This is a genomic window from Variovorax sp. J22P240, assembly GCF_030316855.1.
Classification (GTDB): domain Bacteria; phylum Pseudomonadota; class Gammaproteobacteria; order Burkholderiales; family Burkholderiaceae_C; genus Variovorax.
The window spans coordinates 26689-52030 of the sequence record NZ_JASZYR010000011.1 but is presented as its reverse complement, the minus strand read 5'-3'; the positions used below and the strand labels follow the sequence as shown (position 1 = coordinate 52030).

The window sequence follows — 25342 nt, the reverse complement described above, 5'->3', positions numbered from 1 at the left end:
TGACACTCACCCCCAGTCTCCGCGCACTTCGTGTCGCTTCGCCAACCCCCTTCCGGGGGCAGTACCTGCGGCCCGGCAAAGCCGGTTCCGCGGTATTCCCGGGCTTGGGCCATGCCGGTTTCATACGTCGCGGATCTCGTGACGACGAGATGGAGCACTGACATGAACCCGCTCTTCGAACTCCAGGATTTCAGCGTCGCGTACGGTGCCGTCGAGGCCGTGCATGGCATCGCGCTTCGCGTGGACGAAGGCGAGATCGTCACCGTCATCGGCCCCAACGGCGCTGGCAAGACGACCTTGCTGTGCGCAGCAATGGGGCTGCTGCCCTCCACCGGAAGCCTAACGCTCGCGGGCGAGCGCATCGCGCGGCCCAGCGTCGAGGCAATGGTTGCACGCGGCGTGGCGCTGGTGCCAGAGCGCCGCGAACTCTTCGGCGAAATGCCGGTCGAGGACAACCTGCTGCTCGGCGGCTTCTACCGCTGGCGCACCGGCAAGCGCGACCAGCGCGAGCGCATGGAGGAGGTCTTCGCGATCTTCCCGCGCCTCAAGGAGCGCCGTGCGCAACTCGCCAGCACGCTCTCCGGCGGCGAGCGGCAGATGCTCGCCATCGGTCGCGCGCTGATGGCCCGGCCGCGCCTGCTGATGCTGGACGAGCCTTCGCTGGGCCTCGCGCCGCTGATCGTGCGCGAGGTGCTGCACGTGGTGTCGTCCCTGCGCTCGCACGGCGTCTCGGTGCTGCTGGTGGAACAGAACGCGCGGGCCGCCTTGCAGGTAGCCGACCGTGGCTATGTGCTGGAGACCGGCGCTGTAGCGCTCACTGGCGAGGCCGACGCGCTGCTGCACGACCGCCGGATCATCGACACCTACCTCGGGCTGGGCAACAAGAACGCCGTTGCCGCCTGAACCACCCACCTTCGGAGAATTCCATGACTCAGATCCTTCAAAGCTTCATCGGCGGACGCTGGCTCGGCGAACAGGGCGCGCAAGTGCTCCGGAGCGCCGTCAACGGCCGTCCGGTGGCGAGCACGCATGCCGAGTCGATCGACTTCGGCGAGTCGCTTCACCATGCGCGCAGTGTCGGCTTGCCTGCGCTGCTGGCCATGGACTTCCAGCAACGTGCCCAGCGCCTGCGCGCCATCTCGAAGTACCTGGCAGAGCACAAGGAAGAGCTGTATGCCATCTCGGCCCACACCGGCGCAACGCGCGCCGACAGCTGGATCGACATCGAAGGCGGCGCGGGCACGCTCGCGGCCTATGCGGGCATCGGCGGCGGTGAGCTGCCCTCGGGCAACCTCGTGCATGAAGGCCCGGCGATGCCGCTCGGCAAGAAGGGTGGCTTCGCAGGCACGCACATCCTGGTGCCGCGGCGCGGTGTCGCGGTGCACATCAATGCCTTCAACTTCCCGGTGTGGGGTCTGCTGGAAAAGTGGGCGCCCAGCTTCCTCGCGGGCATGCCCTGCATCGGCAAGCCGGCGACCTCCACCAGCTACCTGACCGAAGCGCTGGTGCGCCTGATGCACCGCTCGGGCCTGCTGCCGGAGGGCAGCCTGCAGCTCGTGATCGGCAGCACCGGCGATCTGCTCGACCGTCTCGACGGCTCCGATGTCGTCACCTTCACCGGCTCGGCCGACACCGCGGCCAAGCTGCGCGTGCACCCGAACATCGTTCGCCATTCGATCCCCTTCAATGCCGAGGCCGATTCGCTCAACTGCGCGATCCTCGCGCCCGACGTGTCGCCAGACGACGAGGAGTTCGATCTCTTCGTCAAGGAAGTGGCGCGCGAGATGACGGTCAAGTCCGGCCAGAAATGCACCGCCATAAGACGCGCCATCGTGCCGCGTCAGCATCTCGATGCGGTGGCCGAGAAACTGCGTGCGCGCCTCGCGAAGATGGTCGTCGGCGACCCGGCCCGCGAGGACGTGCGCATGGGCGCGCTCGCATCGCATGCGCAGCAGGCCGACGTGGCCGAGCGAGTCCGCACTTTGATGGAAGGTGCGGAACTGGTCTACGGCCAGCGCGACGGTTTCTCGCCGCAGGGCGAGGGCGTGTCCGAAGGCGCGTTTTTCTCGCCGACGTTGCTGCTGTCACGCGACCCGTTGCGTCATGACGCCGTGCATGACGTGGAAGCCTTCGGCCCCGTGAGCACGCTGATGGCGTATGACGGCCTGGACGAAGCGCTGGCCCTGGCCGCACGCGGTCGCGGCAGCCTTGTCGGCACGCTGGTCACCAAGGATCCCGCAACGGCCGCCAAGGCCATCCCCGTGGCGGCATCGCACCATGGACGTCTGCTCGTGCTGGACCGCGAGGCCGCGGCAGAATCGACGGGCCATGGCTCGCCGCTGCCTTTCCTCAAGCACGGCGGCCCCGGCCGAGCGGGCGGCGGCGAGGAGCTGGGCGGCCTGCGCGCGGTCAAGCACTACCTGCAGCGCGCTGCCTTGCAGGGCTCGCCCACCATGCTGGCGGCGGTCACTGGCGAGTACATGCGCGGCGCGAAGCTCAATGAGTCCGAAGTGCATCCCTTCCGCAAGCACTTCGAAGACCTGGAGATCGGCGATTCGCTGCTGACGCATCGGCGCACCGTGGGCGAGGCCGACATCGTCGCCTTCGGTGGCATCTCGGGCGACTACTTCTACATGCACTTCGACGAGGTCGCCGCGAAGGAGAGTCCCTTCGGCAAGCGCATCGCGCACGGCTACTTCGTGCTGTCCGCAGCGGCGGGTCTCTTCGTTTCCCCGGCGCCCGGACCAGTGCTCGCCAACTACGGGCTCGACACGCTGCGCTTCGTCAAGCCCGTGGGCATCGGCGACACGATCCGCGCCCGCCTCACCTGCAAGCGCAAGATCGATCGCCAGAAGAAGGATGCCAACGGCGTCGGCCAGGGTGTGGTGGCCTGGGACGTGGAAGTGACGAACCAGGACGGCGAACTCGTGGCGAGCTACGACATCCTGACGCTGGTGGCCAAGCGCGGCTGAGCCGGCTTGCCGTTCATGCCGCCGGGACAGGGAGACTGCGCAAGGATGTGACGCGCGACCCGAGAATCACGAAGGCTTGAATCGCGAACCCTGCAAGTGCCACGAGAAGGCAGGCGGATTCACCGTACGTCGATCCCACCAAGCCTCCCAGGGCAGCACCTAGGGGTCGCGCACCGGCGTTGGCGGTCAGGAAAACTGCCGAGACGCGGCCGAGCATGGGGCCCGCGGTCACGCTCTGGCGCAGCGTGGTGGAGGTGATCGTCCAGACCATCGGCCCGGCTCCGAACAGGACGAAAGACAGGGCTGCGAGCGCCGCGTGGGGGATCAGCAGCGTAGAGGCCATCGCCAACGCGGCAAGCACCGACACGACAGGTCCGACCTGAATCGCCCTGCCGAACGGCATTGCCGCGACAACGCGCGAGGTCACCATGGCGCCTGCCACCATGCCTGCACCGAGCATCGCGAGAGTTAGGCCGATCGTCTCTGCACTCATGTCGAGGACGCGAGCCGCGTAAGGCACATAGGCCGCCTGAAGCACGAACCACGAGAGGTTGAAGATCACCCCGGTGACCAGCATCGGACGCAACATCGGCTCGCGCCACACGAAGCTTGCACCTTCCCGAACCTCCACGAGCGGATGCCGCGCTGGCGATGCTGGACGCGATGGTTCAAGCAACCGCAGCAGCAGGAGGATCGCGAAGGTCGATAGCACTGCGGCCAGGGTGAAGGCGGTAGCCGCGCCCGCCCAGGAAACCAGCGATCCCGCGAGTGCGGGCCCGGCGGTGAATGCTGCGCTCCGGGCGAGTTCGAGCCTGGAATTGGCCAGCGCAAGCGACCCGCGCGGCACGAGTGCGGGTACCAGCGCAGGGGCGGCGACGCTGAAGCCGACAGTGCCGATCGCTCCGAGGAATCCCAGCAATGCGAGCCACGCGATGGTCAAGGCAGACGAGAGGAGCGCTGCCAGCATGGCCAACAGTGAGAAGGCTCTCAACCCTTCCGCCCACAACATCAGCTGGCGCCGTGGCATGCGGTCCGCCAACATCCCCAGGGGCATGGATGCCAGCAGGAATGGCAAGGTCTGCGCGGCCGCCAGCATTCCGACTTCGCCGGGTCCGGCGCCCAGCGCGAGGACGGCCACCAGGGGCGCCGCGGCAAGGCTCAGTTGCTCGGCAGACTGCGCAGCGAGGTTCGACCATGCCAGGTTCAAGAAGGGTCGTGGAAGGTGGGGGCGCATGACTGACCGAGGTTGGAGAGTGCCGCCGAAGTCTAGGCAGTCGCCATCCGACGCGAACTCCGCTTCTTGCGATTGAATTCGCGGGGCGCTCGTGGGCATAAGGCCTAGCCCTTTCGGCCATCGGCCGATGCCTTGCAATGGGCACATGGCTGCGCTCAAATCCGCGTGCTCCCAGGCACACGATTCAACAATGGACCGACCTGCCCAACGACCCGTTGAAGCCGGATAGGAACTGACATGAATACCGAACTCAAGCTGTTCATGAGAAGGGCCGCAGCCGGTGTCGTCACCGTGGCCGCGGTGGCGCTCCTCGCAGGCTGCGCCGGCACGAACGATGCGGTGAGCCAGGCCGCACGGGCGGACAAGGCGCCCCCCGGCCTCGTGGAGACCAAGGCCATCGCCGAGGAGGCTTTCATCTACGGTCTGCCGCTCGTCATGAACTATGCGGTCATGAACGAATACGCGGTCGACAAGGGTGGCCCGCAGTACAAGGCGCCCTTCAACGAGATCAACAACGAGGCGCGCGTCTACACCTACCAGGACACCGCTGTCGTCACGCCCAACAGCGACACGCCCTATTCCATGCTGTGGATGGACCTGCGGGCCGAGCCGATGGTGATCTCGGTGCCGGCGGTGGACAAGCGGCGCTACTACTCGGTGCAGCTTGTCGACGGCAATACGTACAACTTCGGCTACGTCGGCAGCCGTGCCATGGGCAACGACCCGGGGAGCTACATGGTGGCCGGCCCCGGCTGGAAGGGGCCGACGCCGCGCGGCATCCGGAAGGTCTTTGCCTCGACCACCCCGTTTGCCGTCGCCATCTTCCGCACTCAGCTCTTCAACGCGAAGGACATGCCGAACGTCGTGAAGGTGCAGGCCGGCTACAAGGCGCAGACGCTGTCCGCCTTCCTGAAGCAGCCGCCGCCGGCGGCCCCGGCGACGCTCAAGTTCCTTCCGGCCACGACCGCCGGGATCAAGGACAACTTCTTCGAGTATCTCGACGCCGCGCTCCTCTACGTTCCGCAGACGCGGGAAGACGCTGCCGTGCGGGCCCGCATCGCGCGCATCGGCGTCGGCCCGGGCAAGCCCTTCGAGTTCAGGGACCTCTCGCCCGGGCACAAGGCCGCCGTCGGCCTCGGGATGAAGGAAGGCGACGAGAAGATCGACAAGCGCCTCAACAGCGGGACGAAGGACATCAACGGCTGGAAAGTCGGGTCGGCCTTCGGCGACCGCGACTTCTACAAGGGCGACTGGCTGCTGCGCGCCGCGGCCGCCAAGGGCGGCATCTACGGCAACGATGCGGTGGAGGCCACTTACCCCGTAACGCGCACCACCGCGACCGGCGAGCTGCTGGATGGGAGCAAGCACAACTACACGCTCACCTTCCCGGCCGGACAGTTGCCGCCGGTGAACGCGTTCTGGTCCGTCACGATGTACGACGGCAAGAGCCAGCTGCTCATCAAGAATCCGATCAATCGCTATCTGATCAACGCGCCCATGCGGCAGGGCATGAAGAAGAATCCTGACGGTTCGCTCACGCTGTACATCCGGAAGAAGTCCCCCGGCAAGGCGCTGGAGCGCAACTGGCTGCCGGCGCCCGACGGGCCCATGTACCTGGTGATGCGCCTGTACTGGCCGAAGACATCACAGCCATCCATACTGCCGGCCGGCGAAGGCACGTGGAAGCCGCCGGCCGTGGTGGTGGTGTCGAAGTAGCAGCGCCCGGCCCTGACGCCCGCCGCCGCCGTGTTCCTACATCGGTTCGCGGCGTTGCAAGCTAGGGTGCCAGCTTGGAGAACTACGCCATGCCTGCATCCAAGCATTCCCCGAAGACCCCCGCCCCCCGCGTGCTGTGGAAAGGCGCGATCAGCTTCGGCCTCGTGCACATCCCCGTCGCGCTGTATTCGGCCACGGTCGACCACGCCATTGACTTCAACTGGCTGGACAAGCGCACCATGGATCCGGTGGGCTACAAGCGCGTCAACAAGAAGACCGGCAAGGAGATCGCGCGCGAGCAGATCGTGAAAGGCATCGAGTACGAGGATGACCAGTACGTGGTGCTCAGCGATGAGGAGATCGCGGCCGCCTATCCCAAGACCACGCAGACGGTCGAGATCGAGGCCTTCGTGCCGGCGGACAGCATTCCCTTCGTCTACCTGGAGCGGCCCTATTACGTGGCACCTATCAATCGCGGCGCCAAGGTCTACGCCCTGCTGCGCGAAACCTTGCAGCGCAGCGGCCGCGTCGGCATCGCGCGCGTCGTGATCCAGACCAAGCAGCATCTGGCCGTGCTGGTGCCCACCGGGCCGGGGCTGGTGCTGAACCTGCTGCGATGGGGTGCCGACATCCGGCCCTGGAAGGACCTGCCCTTGCCCTCGGAAAGCGCCAAGAAAGCCGGCCTGACAGAGCGCGAGCTCAAGATGGCGAAGGAGCTGGTCGACGACATGAGCGCCGACTGGGATCCGGACGACTACAAGGATTCCTTCAAGGACGAGATCATGCGGCTGGTCGACGAGAAGGTGGAGGCCGGCCAGACCGAGGAAGTGACGCAGCCCGAGCCCGAGGAGGAAACCGGCAAGAGCAGCGCCAAGATCCTCGATCTCACGGAGCTGCTGCAACGCAGCCTGCGCAAGGGTGGCGGCAAGGCCGGCGCCGACGACAAGGACAAGGACAAGGGCAAGGGCAAGGAGGAGCCCGAGGAAAAGCCCAAAGCCCGCAAGCCCGCCGCCAAGAGCGCCGCCCGCAAGCGCACACCTGCCAAGACGGCCGCACGCCGCAAGGCCGCCTGAGGCAGCGCGACCGTGGCCAGGTCGAGTGAACGCGAAGCGCTGGCGCCGTACCACGGCAAGCGCGATTTCGAGAAGACGCCGGAGCCTCGCACGGGCGGCAAGGTGGGCGCCAACGGAGCGTTGACCTTCGTCGTGCAGAAGCACCATGCGAGTCGCCTGCACTACGACTTCCGGCTGGAGCTCGACGGCACGCTCAAGAGCTGGGCGGTGCCGAAGGGGCCCTGCCTCGATCCCGCGGTCAAGCGCATGGCCGTGCATGTGGAAGACCATCCGATCTCCTATGCGAGCTTCGAGGGCACAATTCCGCCCAAGCAGTACGGTGCCGGCACCGTCATCGTGTGGGACCGTGGCGAATGGGCTGCCGAAGGCGACGCGCGCAAGGCCCTGGCGGAAGGCAAGCTGAAGTTCGAGTTGCGCGGCGACAAGCTGCGCGGCCACTGGACGCTCGTGCGCATGCGCGGCAAGGGCGAAAAGCAGGAGCCCTGGCTGCTCATCAAGGAAAGGGACGGCGAAGCGCGCCCGCTCGCGGACTACGACATCGTCGAGGTCCTGCCCGACAGCGTGCTGAGCGGCAGGGACGTGGACGACCCGCCGCACATCACCTATGGCAAGCCAGCACCACCCGAGAAGAAGGCACCCACCGGGCGCAAGAAGGCCGCCGCGAAAAGTTCTGAAGCTCCTGGACGCAAGGCCACATTGCCCGCCACGCTCGCGCCGCAACTGGCGACACTGGCATCGACGCCGCCCTCCGATCCGGACGACTGGCTCTATGAGTTGAAGTTCGACGGCTACCGTCTCCTGGCGCGTATCGACGGTGACAAGGTCCAGTGCATCACCCGCAACGGCCACGACTGGACCTCGAAGCTGCCGAAGCTGGCGCAGGCGCTGGCGAAGCTTCCCACGCGCTCGGCGTGGCTCGATGGCGAGATCGTCGTCGACAACGAGAAGGGTGCACCGGACTTCCAGGCGCTGCAGAACGCCTTCGATAGCGGTGCCACGGCATCCATCGTCTACTGGCTCTTCGACGTGCCCTTTCTCGATGGGCGCGACCTTCGCGACCTGCCGGTGGAGGAGCGTCGCGCGCAGCTCGTCCGCCTCCTAGGCAAGAAGCCGCCTGCCGCGCTGCGCCTCAGCGAGGCCTTCGAAGTGTCGCCGCGCGACTTGCTGGCGTCCTCCGCGCACCTGGGCTTCGAAGGCATCATCGGCAAGCTCAAGGGATCGAGCTATGTCTCGCGCCGCTCGCCGAACTGGATCAAGCTCAAGAACCAGCGGCGGCAGGAATTCGTCATCGGCGGCTACACCGCACCCAAGGGATCGCGCTCGGGCTTCGGTTCGCTGCTGCTCGGCGTCTACGACGAAGAGGGCGCGCTGCAGTACTGCGGCAACGTCGGCACCGGCTTCGACGGCAGCCGGCTGGCGGACATCAAGGCGAAGCTCGACAAGCACCAGGCCGACGAGAGCGCTTTCGAAACCCGCCCGGCCGGCGTCAAGGCGCAATGGGTCAAGCCCGTGCTGGTGTGCGAGGTGTCCTTCGGCGAATGGACGCGCGACGGGCGCATCCGGCATTCGGTCTTCCAGGGCCTGCGCGCCGACAAGCCGGCCCGCCAGATCCGCCGCGAGTCGGCGCAGGCGCCCGAACTCACGCCGGCGAGCAAGGCAGGCAAAGGAGCCACCAAGCCCATGACGCAACGCATCACCAACGCCGACCGCGTGATCGACGAGCAAAGCGGCACCACCAAGGGCGAACTCGCCGCCTTCTACCACCAGGTGGCAGAACTCATGCTGCCCCACCTCAAAGGCCGGCCCGTGTCGCTGGTGCGCGCGCCCGAAGGGGTCGGCGGGGAGTTGTTCTTCCAGAAGCATCTGAAGCAGGACGAGTTGCCGGGTGTCAAGCTGCTCGACCCGGCGCTCGATCCGGGCCACGAGCCGCTGCTGCAGATCGACACCGAGCGCGGCCTGTTGTCGGCCGCGCAGATGAACGTGATCGAACTTCACACCTGGAACGCGACCTCGAACGCCATCGGCAAGCCCGACCGCATGACCTTCGACCTCGATCCCGGCGAAGGCGTCGCCTGGGCCCGCATGCAGGAGGCGGCCATGCTGGTGCAGACCTTGCTCACCGAACTGGGTCTGCCGGCCTTTCTCAAGACCAGCGGTGGCAAGGGCCTGCACGTGGTCGTGCCGATCCGGCGCCACTACGACTGGGACACGGTCAAGGGATTTTCGCAAGCCGTGGTGCAGCACCTGGCGGACACCATCCCCGAGCGCTTCGTCGCGAAGAGCGGGCCGCGCAACCGCGTCGGCAAGATATTCGTGGACTACCTGCGCAACGGCTTTGGCGCGACCACGGTGAGCGCGTGGTCCGCGCGCTCGCGTCCGGGGCTGGGCGTGTCGGTACCGCTCACATGGGACGAGCTGCCGACGCTCACGAGTGCGTCGCAATGGACCGTGAGGAACATCGCTCGCCGCGTGCCCACGGGCAACAAGCCATGGGAGGGGATGGAGAAGAGCCGCAAGTCCATCGGCGCGGCGATGAAGTTGCTGGGGTACGCGCCGGAGTGAAGTCGCCTCAGGCCGCCACAGGCAGCACTTCGTTCGTGGTCACCTCGAAGCGCTCCAGCGTATTGACACCGAACACCATCGTGATGGGCACGTCGGCCGCATCGCGGCCGCGCGCGATCACCACACGGCCGATGCGCGGGATGTTGTGGCGCGCATCGAAAGTGTGCCAGCGGTCGCCCAGGTAGACCTCGAACCAGGCGCTGAAATCCATCGGATAGGGCACGGGTGCGATGCCGATGTCGCCGAGATAGCCCGTCACGTAGCGCGCCGGGATGTTCATGCACCGGCACAGCGTGATCGCCAGATGCGTGAAGTCGCGGCAGACGCCCGTCCGCTCGCGATAGCCCTCCAGTGCCGTGCGCGTGGCCCTCGCGCGCTGATAGTCGAAGCGCAGGTGCCCGTGCACGAAGTCGCAGATGGCCTGCACGCGCTGCCAGCCCGGCGGCACGCCGCCGAACTTCGCCCATGCGAGTTGGAGGAGTTCACTGTCGACCTCGCAGTAGCGGCTCGGCAGCAGGAACTGCAGTGTCTCGACTGGCAGATTGGCAGGCGCGTGCTCCACGGCGGTGGGGGAGACCGGGTCGGGCCAGCCGGTGTCGAACACCACGGCCTCGTTGCGCAAGCGCACCTTGCTGACGCCGCTGGGAACTTCCACCCGCGCGCAATGGTTACTGAATGCGTCGGTGTAGTGGTCGGTGCGCAGGGGAGGGCTGATGGTGAAGCTCTCCCCCGACTGGATGTCCGCCGCACGCGAAGGATGCACCCGCAGCATGTAGATCAGCGCTGTGGGCGCTGTGACGCCGAGTTCGATGTCGAAACCGATTTTGATGAGCATGGTTCGCTGACCTTGGGAGATGGTTCGAGGGGCGAAAGGGGGATCAAGCATTTTCGGTGCCCGATCCGATTCGTCCCATCCTAGTCCTGGGCGCTTTCGCCCGACGTCGACGATCCCGCGAAGCCGCGTAGTCCATCTTCAACGGGGGTTCTCGTCAGCGCGGTCCTACCGCCGACAACTGGGCGTTCCGACACGCCGGAGCGCGGCGCCACTACGGCCAGGACGGGCGGCCCTGCATAAGCTTGTAAGTCGGCCCAGAGCCGAAGCGCCCGACAAGCTGTGCAGCGCCGACCCCCTCCCTCTACCTACAAGCCTGGAGCGAAACATGGATCTTTCCACCCTGTTTGGCCTGTTCGGTGAATCCTGGATCGACGAATTCCTTATCTGGGTGGTGGCGTCGGCGGCCGCCATCGTCGGTGTGGTGGCAGTGGTCAGTGTGCTGAACATGCTTTTCGAAACGGAAACCGGCTGATTTGAAGGATCCCCGATGACGCAACAGAACAAGGCGGCCGCCGGTCGTCGCCCGACCAAGGGCGGTGATGGCAGCAATGCCAAACAAGAGCAACTGGCCGCCTTTACCGCCGACAACACGCCCCAACTCACCACCAACCAGGGCCTTCAGATACCGGACAACCACAACTCGCTGCGGGCGGGCGTGCGGGGCCCGACGCTGCTCGAGGATTTCATCCTTCGCGAGAAGATCACCCATTTCGATCATGAGCGCATTCCCGAGCGGGCGGTTCACGCAAGGGGATCGGCGGCGCACGGCTACTTCGAGGTCTACAAGTCGATGTCGCAGTTCACCTGCGCCGAGTTCCTGCAAGACCCGGCTGTGAAGACGCCCGTTTTCGTGCGCTTCTCGACCGTGGCCGGATCGCGAGGCTCGGCCGATACGGTGCGCGACGTGCGAGGGTTCGCCGTCAAGTTCTACACACAGCAGGGCAACTACGACCTGGTGGGCAACAACATCCCGGTGTTCTTCATCCAGGACGCGATCAAATTCCCTGACCTCATCCACGCCGTCAAGCCCGAACCGCACAACGAGATGCCGCAGGCCGCGAGCGCGCACGACACCTTCTGGGACTTCGCTTCGCTGATGCCCGAGAGTACCCACATGCTGATGTGGGCAATGTCGGACCGGGCCATTCCGCGCAGCCTGCGGATGATGGAAGGCTTCGGCGTCCACACCTTCCGCTTCGTCAACGCGCGCGGCGAGAGCCACTTCGTCAAATTCCACTGGAAGCCCAAGCTCGGCATCCACGGCCTGGCCTGGGACGAGGCGCAGAAGATCGCGGGCAAGGATGCCGACTTCCACCGGCGCGACCTCTGGGAAGCCATCGAGGGCGGAAACTTCCCCGAATGGGAACTCGGCGTGCAGATGGTCCCGCAGGACAAGGAGCACGCCTTCGGCTTCGACCTGCTCGACCCTACCAAGATCATTCCGGAAGAGATGGTGCCGGTGCAGCGCATCGGGCGCATGGTGCTCAACCGCAACCCGGACAACTTCTTCGCCGAGACCGAGCAGGTCGCTTTCCATCCGGGCCACGTGGTGCCGGGCATCGATTTCACGAATGACCCTCTGCTCCAGGGACGCCTGTTCTCGTACACCGACACGCAGATCTCGCGGCTCGGCGGCGCGAACTTCCATGAGCTGCCCATCAACAAGGGCGTGTGCCCGTTCCACAACTTCCAACGCGACGGGATGCATCGCCAGACCATTGCGCGGGGCCAGGTGGCATACGAACCACACTCGCTGATCGACGGCAAGGAATACCGGATCGATGGTGGCAGCGGCGGCTTCCAGCCATTCCCCGAGGCGCTGGAGCCGCCCAAGGTTCGGCGGCGCAGTCCGTCCTTCGACGATCACTTCACGCAGGCGAGGCTCTTCTTCAACAGCCAGAGCGCGGCGGAGAAGGAGCACATCATTGCTGCGTTCCGCTTCGAGCTGTCGAAGGTCGAGGTGCCGGCCGTCCGTCAGCGCATGGTGGACAACCTCGCGCACGTCGACGAGAAGCTCGCGCGCCGCGTGGCGGAGCCGCTGGGCATCAATGCGCCCGATGCGAAGGCCGCGGCCGGACGCGCGGGTTTCCGCGACCACCGCTTCACGATGCCGATCGACGAGTCGAGAGCGCTCAGCATGCTCGACACTGGCGACGGCTCGATCAAGACGCGCAAAGTCGCGATCCTCGTCGCGGACGGCGTCGATTCGGCCTCGCTCAAGCCCATTCGCGAAGCCATCGAACAGGCTGGCGCGCTGTGCAAGGTGGTCGGCCCCCGGCTGGGTACGATCGCGAGCGCATCCAGGCGGCAGCTCGACGTCGACGCGACCTTCGTCAACATGCCCTCGGTCATGTTCGATGCGGTGCTGGTGCCTGCGGGCGCGCAAGGTGTCGAGGCGATGGCGCGCAACGGCGATGCGGTGCACTTCGTGCTGGAAGCCTACAAGCACTGCAAGGCGATCTGCACGGTGGGCGAGGGCGTGCAGATGCTGGCGACGCTCGGCATCGGGCATGACGGGAAATCTGCGCCCGCCGGTGTGATCGTGGCCGCCACGCCCGTGACCAATCTGGGCGACGACGCCGCCGCGCTGAAGATCGCCAACGACTTCATCGCGGCGATCGCGAAACACCGGCACTGGGACCGCGCCAATGTGGAGGGCGTGCCGGCGTAGTCGCCGACCGCGCGGTCAGCGCCTGGAATGCTGCGCAGCCCAGCGCGAGCGCGCGAGCGCCACCAACTCGATCGCGCCCCATAGCAAGGCAAACCCGACACCCCTGAAGGGATGGCTTGGACTCGGCAAGGAAGGATGGACGATTCGGGGCATGGTCACGTCACCGTAGCGGGCCTGTGTGACGGCTTGATGGCAGGCGCTGCGGCTATCCTGCGCGCACTTCCACCATCCACTCGCCCGTGTGACTCCCAGAGATCTGCCCGAACTGATCGAGCTGCAGCGACTCTCCGAATTGGCCGGCGTGCACATGTCGCGGCGCGTGCTGTGCGAAGTGTCGGCGGGCGAAGCGCGCTTTCCGGTAGAGGCCTTCATCCTGGGCAGCGCGAGCCCCCTGGCGCCAGCCGTCGGGTTCTTCGGCGGTGTTCATGGCCTGGAGCGCATCGGCGCAGAGGTGACGATCGCCTACCTGCGCAGCCTCGTGATGCGCCTGCCATGGGACGAGACGCTGCACCGGCAGTTGGAGACCGTGCGGCTGGTGTTCATGCCGCTCGTCAATCCGGGCGGCTTGTGGCGCGGCACGCGCGCGAATCCGAACGGCGTCGATCTCATGCGCAATGCGCCCGTGGAGTCCGCTGAACGCGTGCCTTACCTCATCGGAGGCCAGCGCGTCAGCGCCGCGCTGCCGTGGTACCGCGGGGCGCAGGGTGCACCCATGGAAAGGGAGAGCGCTGCGCTGTGCGAGCTGGTCGAGGCGGAGCTGACGGTGCGTCCCTTCAGCATCGCGGTGGATTGCCATTCCGGGTTCGGCCTCAGCGACCGGATCTGGTTTCCGTTCGCGCACAGCTCGCGTCCCATCGCCCACCTGCCCGAGATGCACGCGCTGTGCGAGATCGTGGATGGCGCGCTGCTCCACCATCGCTATGTGCTGGAACCGCAAAGCCGCCAGTACATGGCGCATGGCGACCTGTGGGACCACCTGTACCTGCGCGCATGCGATGCCAAGCCCGGATCGGTGTTCCTGCCGCTGACGCTGGAGATGGGCTCCTGGCTGTGGGTCAAGAAGAATCCGCGACAGATCTTCTCGCGTCATGGCATGTTCAATCCGGTGATCGCACATCGTCAGCAACGCGTACTGCGGCGGCACGTGGGGTGGCTGGACTTCATCACGCGCGCCGCATGCAGCCATGAGCGCTGGGTGCCGACAGGCAACGACAGGGAGCGCCATCGCGATCAGGCGATGGCGAGATGGTACGAAGGGCCGGTGCGATGAGCACATGGGTTCTGCTGCGCGGGCTCACGCGCGAGAGCGGCCACTGGGGAGCGTTCCCGGACATGCTGCGCGCGCGGCTGCCCGGTGCGCGTGTGGTGGCGATCGACCTCCCCGGCAACGGCCGCTTGAACCAAGCGCAGAGCCCCACGAGCATCGAAGCGACGATGCACGACTGCCGGCACCAGATGGCGGCATCGGGCCATGCACCTCCCTTTCATCTGCTCGCCATGTCGCTGGGTGCGATGGTGGCGGTCGAGTGGGCATTCCGTCACCCCGAAGAACTCGCGGGCTGCGTACTGGTCAACACCAGCCTGCGCCCGTTCAGCCGCTGGTACCAGCGGCTGCGGCCCGCCAACTACGCCGCGGTGCTCGGCGTGGTGGCCGGGGCGAAGACGAGTCGACAGCGTGAGCAGACGGTCCTGCGCCTCACAAGCCGGCACCTGGCGCCGGACGCTCGCGTGATCGACGAATGGACGGCCTTGCGCGAGGCGCGCCCGGTGTCGGGCATCAACGCCCTGCGCCAACTGCTGGCGGCTGCCCGCTACCAGGCACCGGTCGATGCGCCGTCCGTGCCCCTGCTCGTGCTCGCGAGCCGCCGCGATGCGCTCGTGAGCGCAGAGTGCTCACGGCAACTCGCGCGGCAATGGAATGCGGCGATCCTCGAACATCCGACCGCCGGCCACGACCTGCCGCTGGACGATGGCCCGTGGGTGGTCGAGCAGGTCGCCCGATGGGCGGGGCTCGGCGCGCGCAGCCCGCTCACTTCCGCCCATCCGCCGGACGCAACACCTTCCCCTGGAGCGTGACCGCCTTGCCGATCGGCGGTGCGGTGCTGGTTTCGACGGTGCGCAGCGATCCGTCCTCCATGCGCACGCTCACCTGGTAGCTGGTCACCGTGCGGGTGCGCTTCTCGATCTCGTTGCCCGCGAAGCCACCACCGACCGCGCCCAGCACCGTGGCCGCCGTGCGTCCGTTGCCGTGGCCGATCTGGTTGCCGATCAGGCCGCCGACGACACCGCCACCGACGGCGCCGACACCGGTCGCCGGCGCGGGGTGCTCCACGGTGCGAACCGATTCGACGTGACCGCAGACGGAGCAGACGGGGGCTCTCGCCGGCGCAGGTGCCGGGCCCGGAGCGGGGCTTGCCTGCGCGACCTTCGGCGGCTGGACCTCGGGTGCCCTCACGGGCGGCGGCAGTGTCGTCGCACGCGGAAAGGCAGCGCTGTTCACCGCCGGAGGAACAGGCGCGGCAGGCTGCGGCTCATCGGGCTTGAAGTCGTCCGGTGCCGGCGCCCGTGTAGCGGGTGCCGCGGCGATGGTGGCGGCATCTGGCGCGCCGTTGCGGCCCTGCTGGTGCAGCAACACGCCGCCGAGCGCGGCCACGGCGACGGCCAGCGTGCCGATGGCCGCCCAGAGTACCTTCGGTGATGAATGAGTCGGAGTGCGTTCGACGGTAGTCGGGTCGATGGACGTCGTGTTCATGGATATTCCCCTTTCGTGTGCGCTGCTGGTAGCAGCGGAACTCAGGAAAAAGCATCGCCATGGCGAAAGACCTGTCAATGCGACGCGGTCCTACACATCAGGCCGGACGCGAGGCATTCAGCGGATGCGAGTCAGCGCCTCATTCATCCCATGCCACAAGGCGTCGAGGCGATTCCCACAACAGCTTGCGGCGGTCGGCGTCGTCCGGAAAAAGTTGTTTGATCAGGGCCAGCTGCAGCCCATAGTCGATGCGTTCCGTCGCGCGAAGGTAGGGCCAGTCGGACCCCCACATGCAGCGATCGAGCGTGAACGCGTCGGCCAGCGCGTGCACGAACGGCCACGTGTCCTCATGCGGATGCGCCTTCTGCGAGAACTTCGCGAAGCCCGACAACTTGACGAACGCGCGCCCGGAGCGACCGAGTTCCAGCAGCGTCTGGAAGCCCGGCTGATGCAGGCCCGCATCGGGATGCGGCTTGCCGCAATGGTCGATCACCAGGCGCACATCGGAGCCATCGAGCAGGGGCATCAGAGCGGGGAGCTGGTCCTTCTCGACTTGCACCTGCAGCAGGAGATCGAGTTCGCTCAGCTTGTGAAGCAGTTCGCCGGCAGACAGGTAGAAGTCCACACCCAGAAAGGACGGATTGAACGCGACGCCGACGATGCCCCGCGCCTTCAGTCCCGCCAGCGCATCGAGCGAGACGTCGTTGTCCACCACGGCGATGCCCTTGAAGCGGCCCGCGCTGCGCGCAATCGCATCGAGCAGGCACCGGTTGTCGGTGCCGTAGCCGGAGTTGGGACCCACCACCAGCGCGTGGCGCACGCCGTAGGCATCCATCACCGCCATGAACAGATCGGCCGACCCCGATTCCTGGCCGTTCGGGCGATAGTGCGTGGCCGCCGCGTAAGGAAACCGGCTGGGGTCGAAGATGTGATTGTGGCAATCGATCTTGGGCTCTTCGAAGATGGTCGTCATGGGAGTTCGAGTGAGTGGCGTCGTGCCGTGCCTACCATGCCTGCCGACGGCGCGCAATCGGCCATGGGTCCGGGATACGTGTTCGTATGATGCACTCGGCGGCAACGAGGCCGCAGGATCAGCGAAATCGAACATGACACTTTCCAAGGATGGCGCTTCCGGTCACCAGGATGCAGAGACGCTCGTGATCCGCGTGGTCGATGACGACAGCGCATTCCGGCGCGCGGTATGTGGCCAGTTGATGACGGCCGGCCACACGGTCCGGGACTACGGTTCCATCAGCGAGCTGCTCCGTCAAGGCATCGGCGACGAGCCCGGCTGCCTGATCCTCGACCTCCACATGCCGGGCCCCGACTGGCTCGACCTGCAGGACGTGGTCACGCGCAGCGCCGAGCCCCTGCCGGTCATCGTGCTCACGGCCAAGGCCAGCGCGCACGACACCCTGCGCGCCATGAAGGCCGGGGCGGCGGACTTCTTCCTCAAGCCGGTGGATCAGGAAACGCTCTTCGGCGCCGTGACGAACGCGCTGACCAACCATCTCTCCCGACGCCGCGTGCTTCAGCAGATCGCGGCGCTGAAGGCGCGCTACGCCACGCTCACGCCGCGCGAACGCCAGGTCGCGGCCATGGTCGTGGCAGGCGCCTTCAACAAGGAGATCGGCACGGCGCTCGGCACCGCGGAACGCACGGTGAAACTGCATCGCGCGAACGCGATGGAAAAAATGGGTGCGCGCTCACTGCCGGATCTGGTGCGTGCATTCAGCGAACTGGACTCGGGCTCTTCGGGGCGTGCCGCCTGCGGTTGAACGCGCCGACCGCGCGGCGGCTTCACGTTCGCGGCCTTATCCGACAGGGGGACGGTCCAGGCTCTGGCAGTCTCGGAGGCTTTTGCCTCCTTCGACGACTGACCGCTTCATGAACACTCCCTCCGCGATCGACCCCGAGGACTTCCAACGCCTGCTCAGCCGCAACCTGAAGCTGCCGCTCGCCGGCGGGATCGTCGGCGCCGTGGTCTTCGTCGCGCTCATCGCGTACCTGCTGTCGGTGATCGGCTGGGTGGAGCACACCGATCGCGTGACTCGCGCCGCGAGCGAAGTCCAGCGCCGCAGCATCGATCTCGAAACCGGGATGCGGGGCTTCCTGATCACTGGCGACGAGAGCTTCCTGGAGCCGTACGAAAGCAACCTGCCGCGTATCAAGAACGACCTCGGTGCGCTCAAGACGCTGGTGGCGGACAACCGGGCGCAGGTCGAGCGGGTCGATCGCATCGCCGCGCTGCAGGACGCGTGGAATCAGTTTGCGCGCGAGATGATCGAGCTGCGCCGCAGCGGCGGCGACTACCAGCAGCCGGTCCGACTCGGCCGCGGCAAGCGGATCACCGACGAGATCCGGGCCGAGTACAACGCCTTCAACGACACAGAGCAGAACCTGCGCTTCGAGCGCAACGGCGAAGCCAACCGCACCAGCCTGGCGATCGTCGCGCTGTTCGTGCTCTTCACGCTGATCACTACCGGCCTGCTGGCCTACTTCGGCCGGCGCCAGCTGATGCGCCTGTCCGAAGGGTATGACAGCGTGCTGCGGGAGCAGGCGGCCCATGCCGGCACGCTGCAACGCCAGGCCTGGCTGCGCGGCGCGCAGACCGAGCTAGCGGGCGAACTGGTCGGCGAGCTCAGTGCGCAGGAGATGGGACGCAAGGTACTCGCCTTCTTCTCTCGCCGTGTCGACAGTCCGGTGGGCGCGCTCTATGTGCGCGAGCGGCACGGCGCGTTGCGCCGCGTCGCGAGCTACGGTTTCTCGAGCGAGGCCGAAGCTTCGCCGCAAGTCTTCGCGCCGACCGAAGGCCTCGTGGGACAGGCGGCCGCCGAGAAGCGCCGCATGCTCATCGAGCCGGTGAACGCCGACTACCTCAAGGTCAACTCGGGCCTCGGCGAGATGCCGCCGGCCGCCGCCCTTGTGCTGCCCGTGGCGAACGACGGCATCGTCAACGGCGTGGTCGAACTCGGCCTTCTGAAGCCGCCGGGCGAGGAAGCGAACCAGTTGCTCGATCTGGTCGCCGGCAACATCGGCAGCTCGATCGCGGCGGTGCGCTACCGCGAACAGTTGCAGGACGCGCTGGCCGAGACCCAGCAACTCAACGAAGAGCTGCAGGTGCAGCAGGAGGAACTGCGCACCGCCAACGAGGAACTGGAGGAGCAGTCGCGCGCACTGCGCGCCTCGCAGGCCACGCTGGAGAACCAGCAGGCCGAGCTGGAGCAGACCAACAGCCAGCTCTCGGAGCGCACCGAGGCGCTGGACCTGCGCAACGCCGCATTGCGCCGCGCGCAACGCGACCTCGAGGAGCGGGCCGACGAGCTGCAGCGCGCAAGCCGGTACAAGTCGGAATTTCTCGCGAACATGTCGCATGAGCTGCGCACGCCGCTCAACAGCGCGCTGATCCTCGCCAAGCTGCTGGGTGACAACCCGCAGGGCAACCTCAGCGCCGAGCAGGTGAAGTTCGCGGAGTCCATCTACGCATCGGGCAACGACCTGCTGGTGCTGATCAACGACATCCTCGACATCGCGAAGGTCGAGGCGGGCAAGATGGAAGTCGTGGCGGAGGAGGTCGCGACCGAGAAGCTGGCTCACAGCCTGGAGATGATGTTCACGCCGCTGGTCGAACAGAAGCGTCTCAAGTTCCGGCTCGACCTGCGGTCCGATGCGCCGGCCACGCTGGTCACCGACCGGCAGCGGGTCGAGCAGATCCTGAAGAACCTGCTGTCGAACGCGCTCAAGTTCACCGACCACGGTGAGGTGGTGTTGACCGTGTCCGGCGTGCCCGGCGGCGGCGCGGCCTTTGCGGTGAGCGATACCGGCATCGGCATCGCCGACGACCAGCAGGACGTGATCTTCGAAGCCTTTCGCCAGGCCGATGGCACGACCAGCCGACGCTATGGTGGCACCGGCCTGGGCCTGTCGATCTCGCGCGACCTGACCGAGTTGCTCGGCGGAACGCTGGCCGTGCGCAGCGATCCCGGCGCCGGCAGCACCTTCACGCTGGAACTGCCTGCGCGCGCCCCTCAAGCGAAGGAAAATCCGGCCGATGCGAACGCCAGTCCCGCCCCGTCGGCCGCGCGTGCGCAAGCCGGCTTGCCGTCGGCGCCGCCCGCGCCCGTCACGGCGGTCGTCCCGGCGCCGCAGTTCGCGGACGACCGCTCCTTGCCGCGCGACCAGACTCGCCGCGTGCTCGTGATCGAGGACGAGCCGCAGTTCGCTCACATCCTCTACGACCTCGCGCATGAGCTCGGCTACCGTTGCCTGGTCGCACACGGCGCGGCCGATGGCTTCAGCCTCGCGACGCAGTTCGTCCCCGATGCGATCCTGCTCGACATGCGCCTGCCCGACAGCCCCGGCCTGGGCGTGCTGCAGCGACTGAAGGACGATCCGCAGACGCGCCACATTCCCGTCCACGTCGTCTCCGCGGCGGACAGCTCGGAAGCCGCGATGCACATGGGCGCGATCGGCTATGCGCTCAAGCCCACGTCGCGCGATCAGCTGATGGAGGTGTTCCGCAAGTTCGAGGACAAGCTCACGCAGAAACTCAAGGCCGTGCTGCTGGTCGAGGACGATGCCCTGCAGCGCGAAAGCGTGGTCAAGCTCATCGGCGACGACGACGTGGTCATCACCGCCGTCGAATCGGGCGAGGAGGCACTGGAGCTGCTGCGCACGCGCGTCTTCGATTGCATGATCACCGACCTGCGGCTGCCCGACATGCAGGGCTCCGAACTGCTCAAGCGCATGGCGACGGAAGAGATCGTCTCTTTCCCGCCGGTCATCGTCTACACCGGCCGCAACCTCACGCGCGACGAGGAGGCCGAACTGCTGCGCTATTCGCGCTCGATCATCATCAAGGGCGCGCGCTCGCCCGAGCGGCTGCTGGACGAAGTCACGCTGTTCCTGCACAAGGTCGAGGCGGACCTGTCGAGCGAGCGCCGGACCATGCTCAAGACCGCGCGCGGACGCGACCGCGTCTTCGAGGGCCGGCGCATCCTGCTGGTCGACGACGACGTGCGCAACATCTTCGCGCTCACCAGTGCGCTGGAGCAGCGCGGCGCCATGGTCGAGATCGGCCGCAACGGCCGCGAGGCGCTGGAGAAGCTCGACCAGGTGCGCGACATCGACCTCGTGCTGATGGACGTGATGATGCCGGAGATGGATGGCCTCGAAGCCACCCGCCGCCTGCGTCAGGACCCGCGCTTCGCGAAGCTGCCGGTGATCGCGGTCACCGCCAAGGCCATGAAGGACGACCAGGAGCAATGCCTCGCGGCGGGCGCCAACGACTACCTCGCCAAGCCGGTCGACCTCGATCGCCTGTTCTCGCTGCTGCGGGTGTGGATGCCCAAGATGGAGCGACTGTGATTCCCGGCGCACCGCCCCCACCGCTGCATCCGCCGAGCGACACGGACATCGAGCTGCGTCTGCTGATGGAGGCCATCTATCTCAAGTACAGCTACGACTTCCGCAACTACACCGGCGCCTCGCAGAAGCGGCGCGTGCTGTACGCGCTGGCGCAACTGGGGCTGCCGAGCATCTCGGCCTTGCAGGACAAGGTGCTGCGCGATCCGGCAATGTTCGCGCGGCTGCTGCAGTACCTCACGATTCCGGTGAGCGAGATGTTCCGCGATCCGGGCTACTTCCTGGAGTTGCGCCGGCAGGTGGTGCCAATGCTGCACACCTATCCCTCGCTCAAGGTGTGGGTGGCGGGCTGCAGTACCGGCGAGGAAGTGTTCTCGCTCGCGATCCTGCTGCGCGAGGAAGGCCTGTTGGAGCGCACGCAGATCTACGCGACCGACATCAATCCCTCGTCGCTGGACAAGGCGCGGCAGGGCATCTTTCCGCTGGAGGCGATCAGGCTCTACACGGCCAACTATCAGCGCGCGGGCGGCTTGCGGGCCTTCTCGGACTACTACACCGCGGCCTACGACGCCGCGCGCTTCGATCCATCGCTGTGCGTGGACGTGGTCTTTGCCGACCACAGCCTTGCGACCGATGCGGTCTTCGCCGAGACGCAACTCGTGTCCTGCCGCAATGTGCTTATCTACTTCAACCGGCAACTGCAGGACCGGGCGCTGGGCTTGTTCCACGAGTCGCTCTGCCATCGCGGCTTCCTGGGGCTCGGCGCGAAGGAGAGCATCGATTTTTCAAGCTACGCCGATCGATTCGATGTGCTGTCGCGCGGTGAACGCATCTTCAGAAAATTGACATGAAGCAGGAGCAATCTTCCGTCATGGCTCGCAAGACGCTGGCCGTCGTGATCGGCGCCTCCGCCGGCGGGGTCGACGCGCTGATCGCGTTGCTTGCCGACCTGCCTGCGCAGTGGCGCCTTCCGGTGGCGGTGGTCATCCATCTGCCCGAGGGGTACGAAAGCCGGCTGGCGGAGGTCTTCAGGCACCGGCTGCCGATCCCCGTGTTCGAAGCCGCGGACAAGGCGCCAGTCCAGGGGGGCACGCTGTACTTCGCGCCGCCGGGCTACCACCTGTCGATCGAGCGCGATCTGAGCTTCTCGCTGAGCTGCGAGCCGCCGGTGCTGCATTCGCGGCCGGCGATAGACGTGCTGATGAGTTCGGCCGCCGACGCCTTCGGGCCTTCGCTGGTGGGCGTGCTGTTGACGGGAGCCAACGACGACGGCGCCGAAGGGCTGCTGCGCATCCACCAGGCGGGCGGCCTGACCATCGTGCAGGACCCGGCCGAGGCCGAGATCCCGACCATGCCCAACGCGGCCCTCGGCGCCCATTCCCCCGATCACGTGCTGCCACTGCGCGACATTCGCGCGCTCCTACTGCAACTGGATTCCGCCCATGCCCATTGATGTCGAAAGCAAGTTGCTGATCGTCGACGACCTGCCGGAGAACCTGCTGGCGTTGGAGGCGCTGATCCGCGGACCGGCGCGGCGGGTGTTCCAGGCGACGTCGGCGGAGCAGGCGCTCGCGCTGCTGCTGGAGCATGAGTTCGCGCTCGCGATCCTCGATGTGCAGATGCCGGAGATGAATGGGTTCGAGCTCGCGGAGATGATGCGCGGCACCGAGCGCACACGGCACATTCCGATCATCTTCGTCAGCGCGGCCGGCCGCGAGATGAACTACGCCTTCAAGGGCTATGAGAGCGGTGCGGTCGACTTCCTGCAGAAGCCGCTGGATGCGCATGCGGTGAACAGCAAGGTGTCGGTCTTCGTGGACCTGTACCGCCACCGCAAGGCACTGCGGCACGAGATGGACGCGCTGGCCGAGGCCAACCGCCAGCAGGAAGCGCTGGTGCAGCAGCTTCAATGCGCCCAGCGCGAACTGGAGCGCGCCGTGCGCATGCGCGACGACTTCATGTCGATGGTGTCGCACGAACTGCGCACGCCGCTCAATACGCTGTTCCTCGAAACGCAGGTGCGCAAGCTGCATCTCTCCAAAGGCAACATGGCGCCATTCGGGCCGGAGCGGCTGCCTGCGATGATCGAACGCGACCAGCGCCAGATCCAGAACATGGTGCGCCTGATCGACGACATGCTCGACGTCACGCGGATGCGCAGGGGCGCGCTCTCGATCCGCCCCAAGCCAACGGATCTCGCGGCGCTGGCGCGCGGCGTGGTCACGGACCTGGCGCAGCAGGCGGAGGCTGCCGGCTCGGTCGTCGAGTTGAAGGCGCCCCCACGCATCGAGGGCGTCTGGGACGATTTCCGCATCGAGCAGGTACTCACCAACCTGCTGACGAATGCGCTGCGTTATGGCGGCGGCAAGCCGATCGAGGTCATCGTGGCCGAGGCCGGCGACACGGCGCTGATGACTGTGCGCGACAACGGTATCGGCATTGCCGCGGAGGACCAGGAGCGCATCTTCGAGCAGTTCGAGCGCACGGACGACAGCCGCAAGCACGCACCCGGCCTCGGGCTCGGTCTCTACATCACGCGGGAAATCGTGCGTTCGCACGGCGGGGAGATCCGTCTGGAAAGCGCCCAGGGCCTGGGCGCGGAGTTCCGCGTGACGCTGCCTATGCGTGTGGCGACGACGCCATGCTGACGACGGGCCGGCGTGCGCAGGGTGCGACCGTGTCCTACATCGCACAGGCCGGGTGCAGTCCGATACTCTGAAACTTTGGCTCAGGGAGATTTGGAAGTGAACGTTCTGATCGTTGACGACAACGAGGCCGCGGCGGACCTGCTGCAGGAACTCCTTGTTCTGCAGGACCACAAGGCGCGTTGCACCTACTCCGGTCAGCAGGCCCTGGACGTTGCCGCCAGCGAAGTCTTCGATGCCGCACTCGTGGACCTCACGCTGCCGGACTTTCCGGGCACCGAAGTGGCGCGGCGACTGCGCGCCAGTGCACGGGGCGAGCCGCCGCTGCTGGTGGCCATCTCCGGCTATTCGGCCGACGAGGCCAGTGCCAGTGCCGGGCTGTTCGACCACCATTTGCAGAAGCCGATCGACTTCGAAGTCCTCGATCGCATCCTGACGCGAGCCGCCGCCGGATGAAGGCTTCACCCGGCGCGCGCAGCTGGATGGCCGCCGGCGTGCGGCACGAGTTGCTGACGCGCGCGCTCCCGGCCCTGCGGCACGACATGGCCGCGCCGGTGTCGGTCATCCGCATGGGCATCCTGCTGCTGAAGCGCCAGGTGACTGCGGCGGAGAATCCTGATGCGGCCGCGTGGGGGGAGCGGGTCGCGCTGATCGAAAACCAGGTCAGCGCACTCGCCAGCGGCGTGCGCTCACTGCGCGACTGGGAACTCGCCACGCACGACGAAGGCATCAAGCGCAGCGAACTCGTCGCGCAGTGCACGGCGCTGATGCGCGTGGCTTTCGACCTCCATGGCGTCGCACTTCATATCGGCGAAGACCTGTCGCCCGAAGAGGACGAGCCGAGCTTTCCGTCAGGAGCGGCCCTGCGCTACATGTTTCTCGGTGCGCTGGGCTATCTGCACGACAGCGTGCCGCATGTGGGCGCGATCGACGTCGAGGCGCACGGCGCCGATGGGTTGCGCTTCTCGGCCACGCCCGGCGAACCGGCAGCGGCCGATCCGGTGGCCGGTGCCCACAGGGCGCCGCGTGCGTTGGCGATCGATGCCATCGCGCTGCAATCGCTGGCCGACGGGCTGGGCTACGAAGTCGCGGTCGAGCCCGATGCCGTGCGCTTCGCGCTGGTGACAGGCCAGGCGTCCGCCTGAGTTTTCATTTCCCCTGCAGCGTCGCCGCCATGGTGGACGCCGCTGTCCGGCCTTCGCATTCCGCGACCATGCGAATGCTCTGCTTCACGCTGCCCGTCATCTTTTCGTTGAGCTGATTCCAGCCCCGGTACATCGGCACGACCACCAGCCAGCCGATGCCGATCACGCCGCCAAGCGCGCCCATGTACTGCCAGTGCATCGGTTCCATCTGTCGTCTCGTCCTTCCTCGTGCGCTGCGTCCACCGTTCAAGAGATGTGGAATCCTAGCAACGGGTAGCGGCCCGGCCATCCTCCATTTTGAGGGGTAAAGGTACATCTTGATACATAAATGATTCGTCTAGGCTACATTTCGGCCTCGGAGAGTCCGGCGCCT

Annotated in this window: 21 protein-coding genes; 16 read left to right on the top strand and 5 right to left on the bottom strand. The window is 66.7% G+C overall.

What is annotated here, in order from left to right:
• Positions 1-162: 162 nt before the first annotated feature.
• Positions 163-903, top strand: coding sequence for an ABC transporter ATP-binding protein (locus tag QTI24_RS22650; protein ID WP_286603546.1), 741 nt, complete (start codon positions 163-165; stop codon positions 901-903).
• 23 nt (positions 904-926) lie between these two features.
• The gene (gene paaZ, locus QTI24_RS22645; RefSeq protein ID WP_286603545.1) at positions 927-2972 is read left to right on the top strand and encodes a phenylacetic acid degradation bifunctional protein PaaZ; all 2046 of its coding nucleotides are present in this window, start codon (positions 927-929) and stop codon (positions 2970-2972) included.
• Positions 2973-2985: 13 nt separating this feature from the next.
• On the opposite strand, the gene QTI24_RS22640 is transcribed toward paaZ, so the two are convergent.
• A complete protein-coding gene (locus tag QTI24_RS22640; RefSeq protein WP_286603544.1) occupies positions 2986-4206 on the bottom strand; it encodes an MFS transporter in 1221 nt (406 codons plus the stop codon).
• A gap of 237 nt (positions 4207-4443) precedes the next feature.
• On the opposite strand from QTI24_RS22640, the gene QTI24_RS22635 reads away from it, so the two are divergent.
• The 3 genes from QTI24_RS22635 to ligD all read left to right on the top strand — a co-directional run bounded on the left by QTI24_RS22635 (position 4444) and on the right by ligD (position 9557).
• Positions 4444-5922 (top strand): DUF1254 domain-containing protein, encoded by a 1479-nt coding sequence (locus QTI24_RS22635; RefSeq protein ID WP_286603543.1) that lies wholly within the window; start codon positions 4444-4446, stop codon positions 5920-5922.
• Between the two features lie 89 nt (positions 5923-6011).
• The gene (ku, locus tag QTI24_RS22630) at positions 6012-6995 is read left to right on the top strand and encodes a non-homologous end joining protein Ku (protein ID WP_286603542.1); all 984 of its coding nucleotides are present in this window, start codon (positions 6012-6014) and stop codon (positions 6993-6995) included.
• A gap of 12 nt (positions 6996-7007) precedes the next feature.
• Positions 7008-9557 carry a DNA ligase D gene (gene ligD / locus QTI24_RS22625; RefSeq protein WP_286603541.1) on the top strand — a complete coding sequence of 850 codons (2550 nt, stop codon included), beginning with the start codon at positions 7008-7010 and terminating at the stop codon, positions 9555-9557.
• A 7-nt stretch (positions 9558-9564) separates the two neighbouring features.
• Here the strand turns inward: ligD and QTI24_RS22620 are convergent, their stop codons facing one another.
• On the bottom strand, positions 9565-10392 hold the full coding sequence (locus QTI24_RS22620) for a transglutaminase-like domain-containing protein (protein WP_286603540.1): 828 nt from the start codon (positions 10390-10392) through the stop codon (positions 9565-9567).
• 325 nt (positions 10393-10717) lie between these two features.
• Here QTI24_RS22620 and QTI24_RS22615 point away from each other — a divergent pair, with 325 nt between their 5' ends.
• From QTI24_RS22615 to QTI24_RS22600, 4 genes are all read left to right on the top strand, one after another.
• Positions 10718-10864 (top strand): hypothetical protein, encoded by a 147-nt coding sequence (locus QTI24_RS22615; RefSeq protein WP_286603539.1) that lies wholly within the window; start codon positions 10718-10720, stop codon positions 10862-10864.
• A 15-nt stretch (positions 10865-10879) separates the two neighbouring features.
• Complete coding sequence (katE, locus tag QTI24_RS22610; RefSeq protein ID WP_286603538.1) at positions 10880-13063, top strand: catalase HPII; 2184 nt, start codon at positions 10880-10882, stop codon at positions 13061-13063.
• Between the two features lie 241 nt (positions 13064-13304).
• Complete coding sequence (locus QTI24_RS22605; protein WP_286603537.1) at positions 13305-14333, top strand: M14 family zinc carboxypeptidase; 1029 nt, start codon at positions 13305-13307, stop codon at positions 14331-14333.
• On the top strand, positions 14330-15139 hold the full coding sequence (locus QTI24_RS22600; RefSeq protein WP_286603536.1) for an alpha/beta fold hydrolase: 810 nt from the start codon (positions 14330-14332) through the stop codon (positions 15137-15139). The genes QTI24_RS22605 and QTI24_RS22600 overlap by 4 nt, the downstream gene beginning before the upstream one ends.
• On the opposite strand, the gene QTI24_RS22595 is transcribed toward QTI24_RS22600, so the two are convergent.
• Positions 15093-15815, bottom strand: coding sequence for an outer membrane lipoprotein (locus tag QTI24_RS22595; protein ID WP_286603535.1), 723 nt, complete (start codon positions 15813-15815; stop codon positions 15093-15095). The two genes, QTI24_RS22600 and QTI24_RS22595, sit on opposite strands and share 47 nt — an antisense overlap.
• A 139-nt stretch (positions 15816-15954) precedes the next feature.
• Positions 15955-16788 carry an amidohydrolase family protein gene (locus QTI24_RS22590; RefSeq protein WP_286603534.1) on the bottom strand — a complete coding sequence of 278 codons (834 nt, stop codon included), beginning with the start codon at positions 16786-16788 and terminating at the stop codon, positions 15955-15957.
• A 133-nt stretch (positions 16789-16921) separates the two neighbouring features.
• On the opposite strand from QTI24_RS22590, the gene QTI24_RS22585 reads away from it, so the two are divergent.
• From QTI24_RS22585 to QTI24_RS22555, 7 genes are all read left to right on the top strand, one after another.
• The gene (locus QTI24_RS22585) at positions 16922-17593 is read left to right on the top strand and encodes a response regulator transcription factor (protein WP_286603533.1); all 672 of its coding nucleotides are present in this window, start codon (positions 16922-16924) and stop codon (positions 17591-17593) included.
• Between the two features lie 109 nt (positions 17594-17702).
• The gene (locus QTI24_RS22580; RefSeq protein WP_286603531.1) at positions 17703-21182 is read left to right on the top strand and encodes a response regulator; all 3480 of its coding nucleotides are present in this window, start codon (positions 17703-17705) and stop codon (positions 21180-21182) included.
• Positions 21179-22030, top strand: coding sequence for a CheR family methyltransferase (locus tag QTI24_RS22575; protein ID WP_286603530.1), 852 nt, complete (start codon positions 21179-21181; stop codon positions 22028-22030). The genes QTI24_RS22580 and QTI24_RS22575 overlap by 4 nt, the downstream gene beginning before the upstream one ends.
• A complete protein-coding gene (locus QTI24_RS22570) occupies positions 22027-22632 on the top strand; it encodes a chemotaxis protein CheB (RefSeq protein WP_286603529.1) in 606 nt (201 codons plus the stop codon). The genes QTI24_RS22575 and QTI24_RS22570 overlap by 4 nt, the downstream gene beginning before the upstream one ends.
• The gene (locus QTI24_RS22565) at positions 22622-23827 is read left to right on the top strand and encodes a hybrid sensor histidine kinase/response regulator (RefSeq protein ID WP_286603528.1); all 1206 of its coding nucleotides are present in this window, start codon (positions 22622-22624) and stop codon (positions 23825-23827) included. Before QTI24_RS22570 ends, QTI24_RS22565 begins: the two co-directional genes overlap by 11 nt.
• A gap of 96 nt (positions 23828-23923) precedes the next feature.
• Complete coding sequence (locus QTI24_RS22560; RefSeq protein WP_286603527.1) at positions 23924-24280, top strand: response regulator; 357 nt, start codon at positions 23924-23926, stop codon at positions 24278-24280.
• Positions 24277-24969 (top strand): hypothetical protein, encoded by a 693-nt coding sequence (locus QTI24_RS22555; protein ID WP_286603526.1) that lies wholly within the window; start codon positions 24277-24279, stop codon positions 24967-24969. Before QTI24_RS22560 ends, QTI24_RS22555 begins: the two co-directional genes overlap by 4 nt.
• A 4-nt stretch (positions 24970-24973) precedes the next feature.
• Here QTI24_RS22555 and QTI24_RS22550 read toward each other — a convergent pair whose 3' ends face one another.
• Positions 24974-25177 (bottom strand): hypothetical protein, encoded by a 204-nt coding sequence (locus QTI24_RS22550; protein WP_286603525.1) that lies wholly within the window; start codon positions 25175-25177, stop codon positions 24974-24976.
• Between the last annotated feature and the right edge of the window lie 165 nt (positions 25178-25342).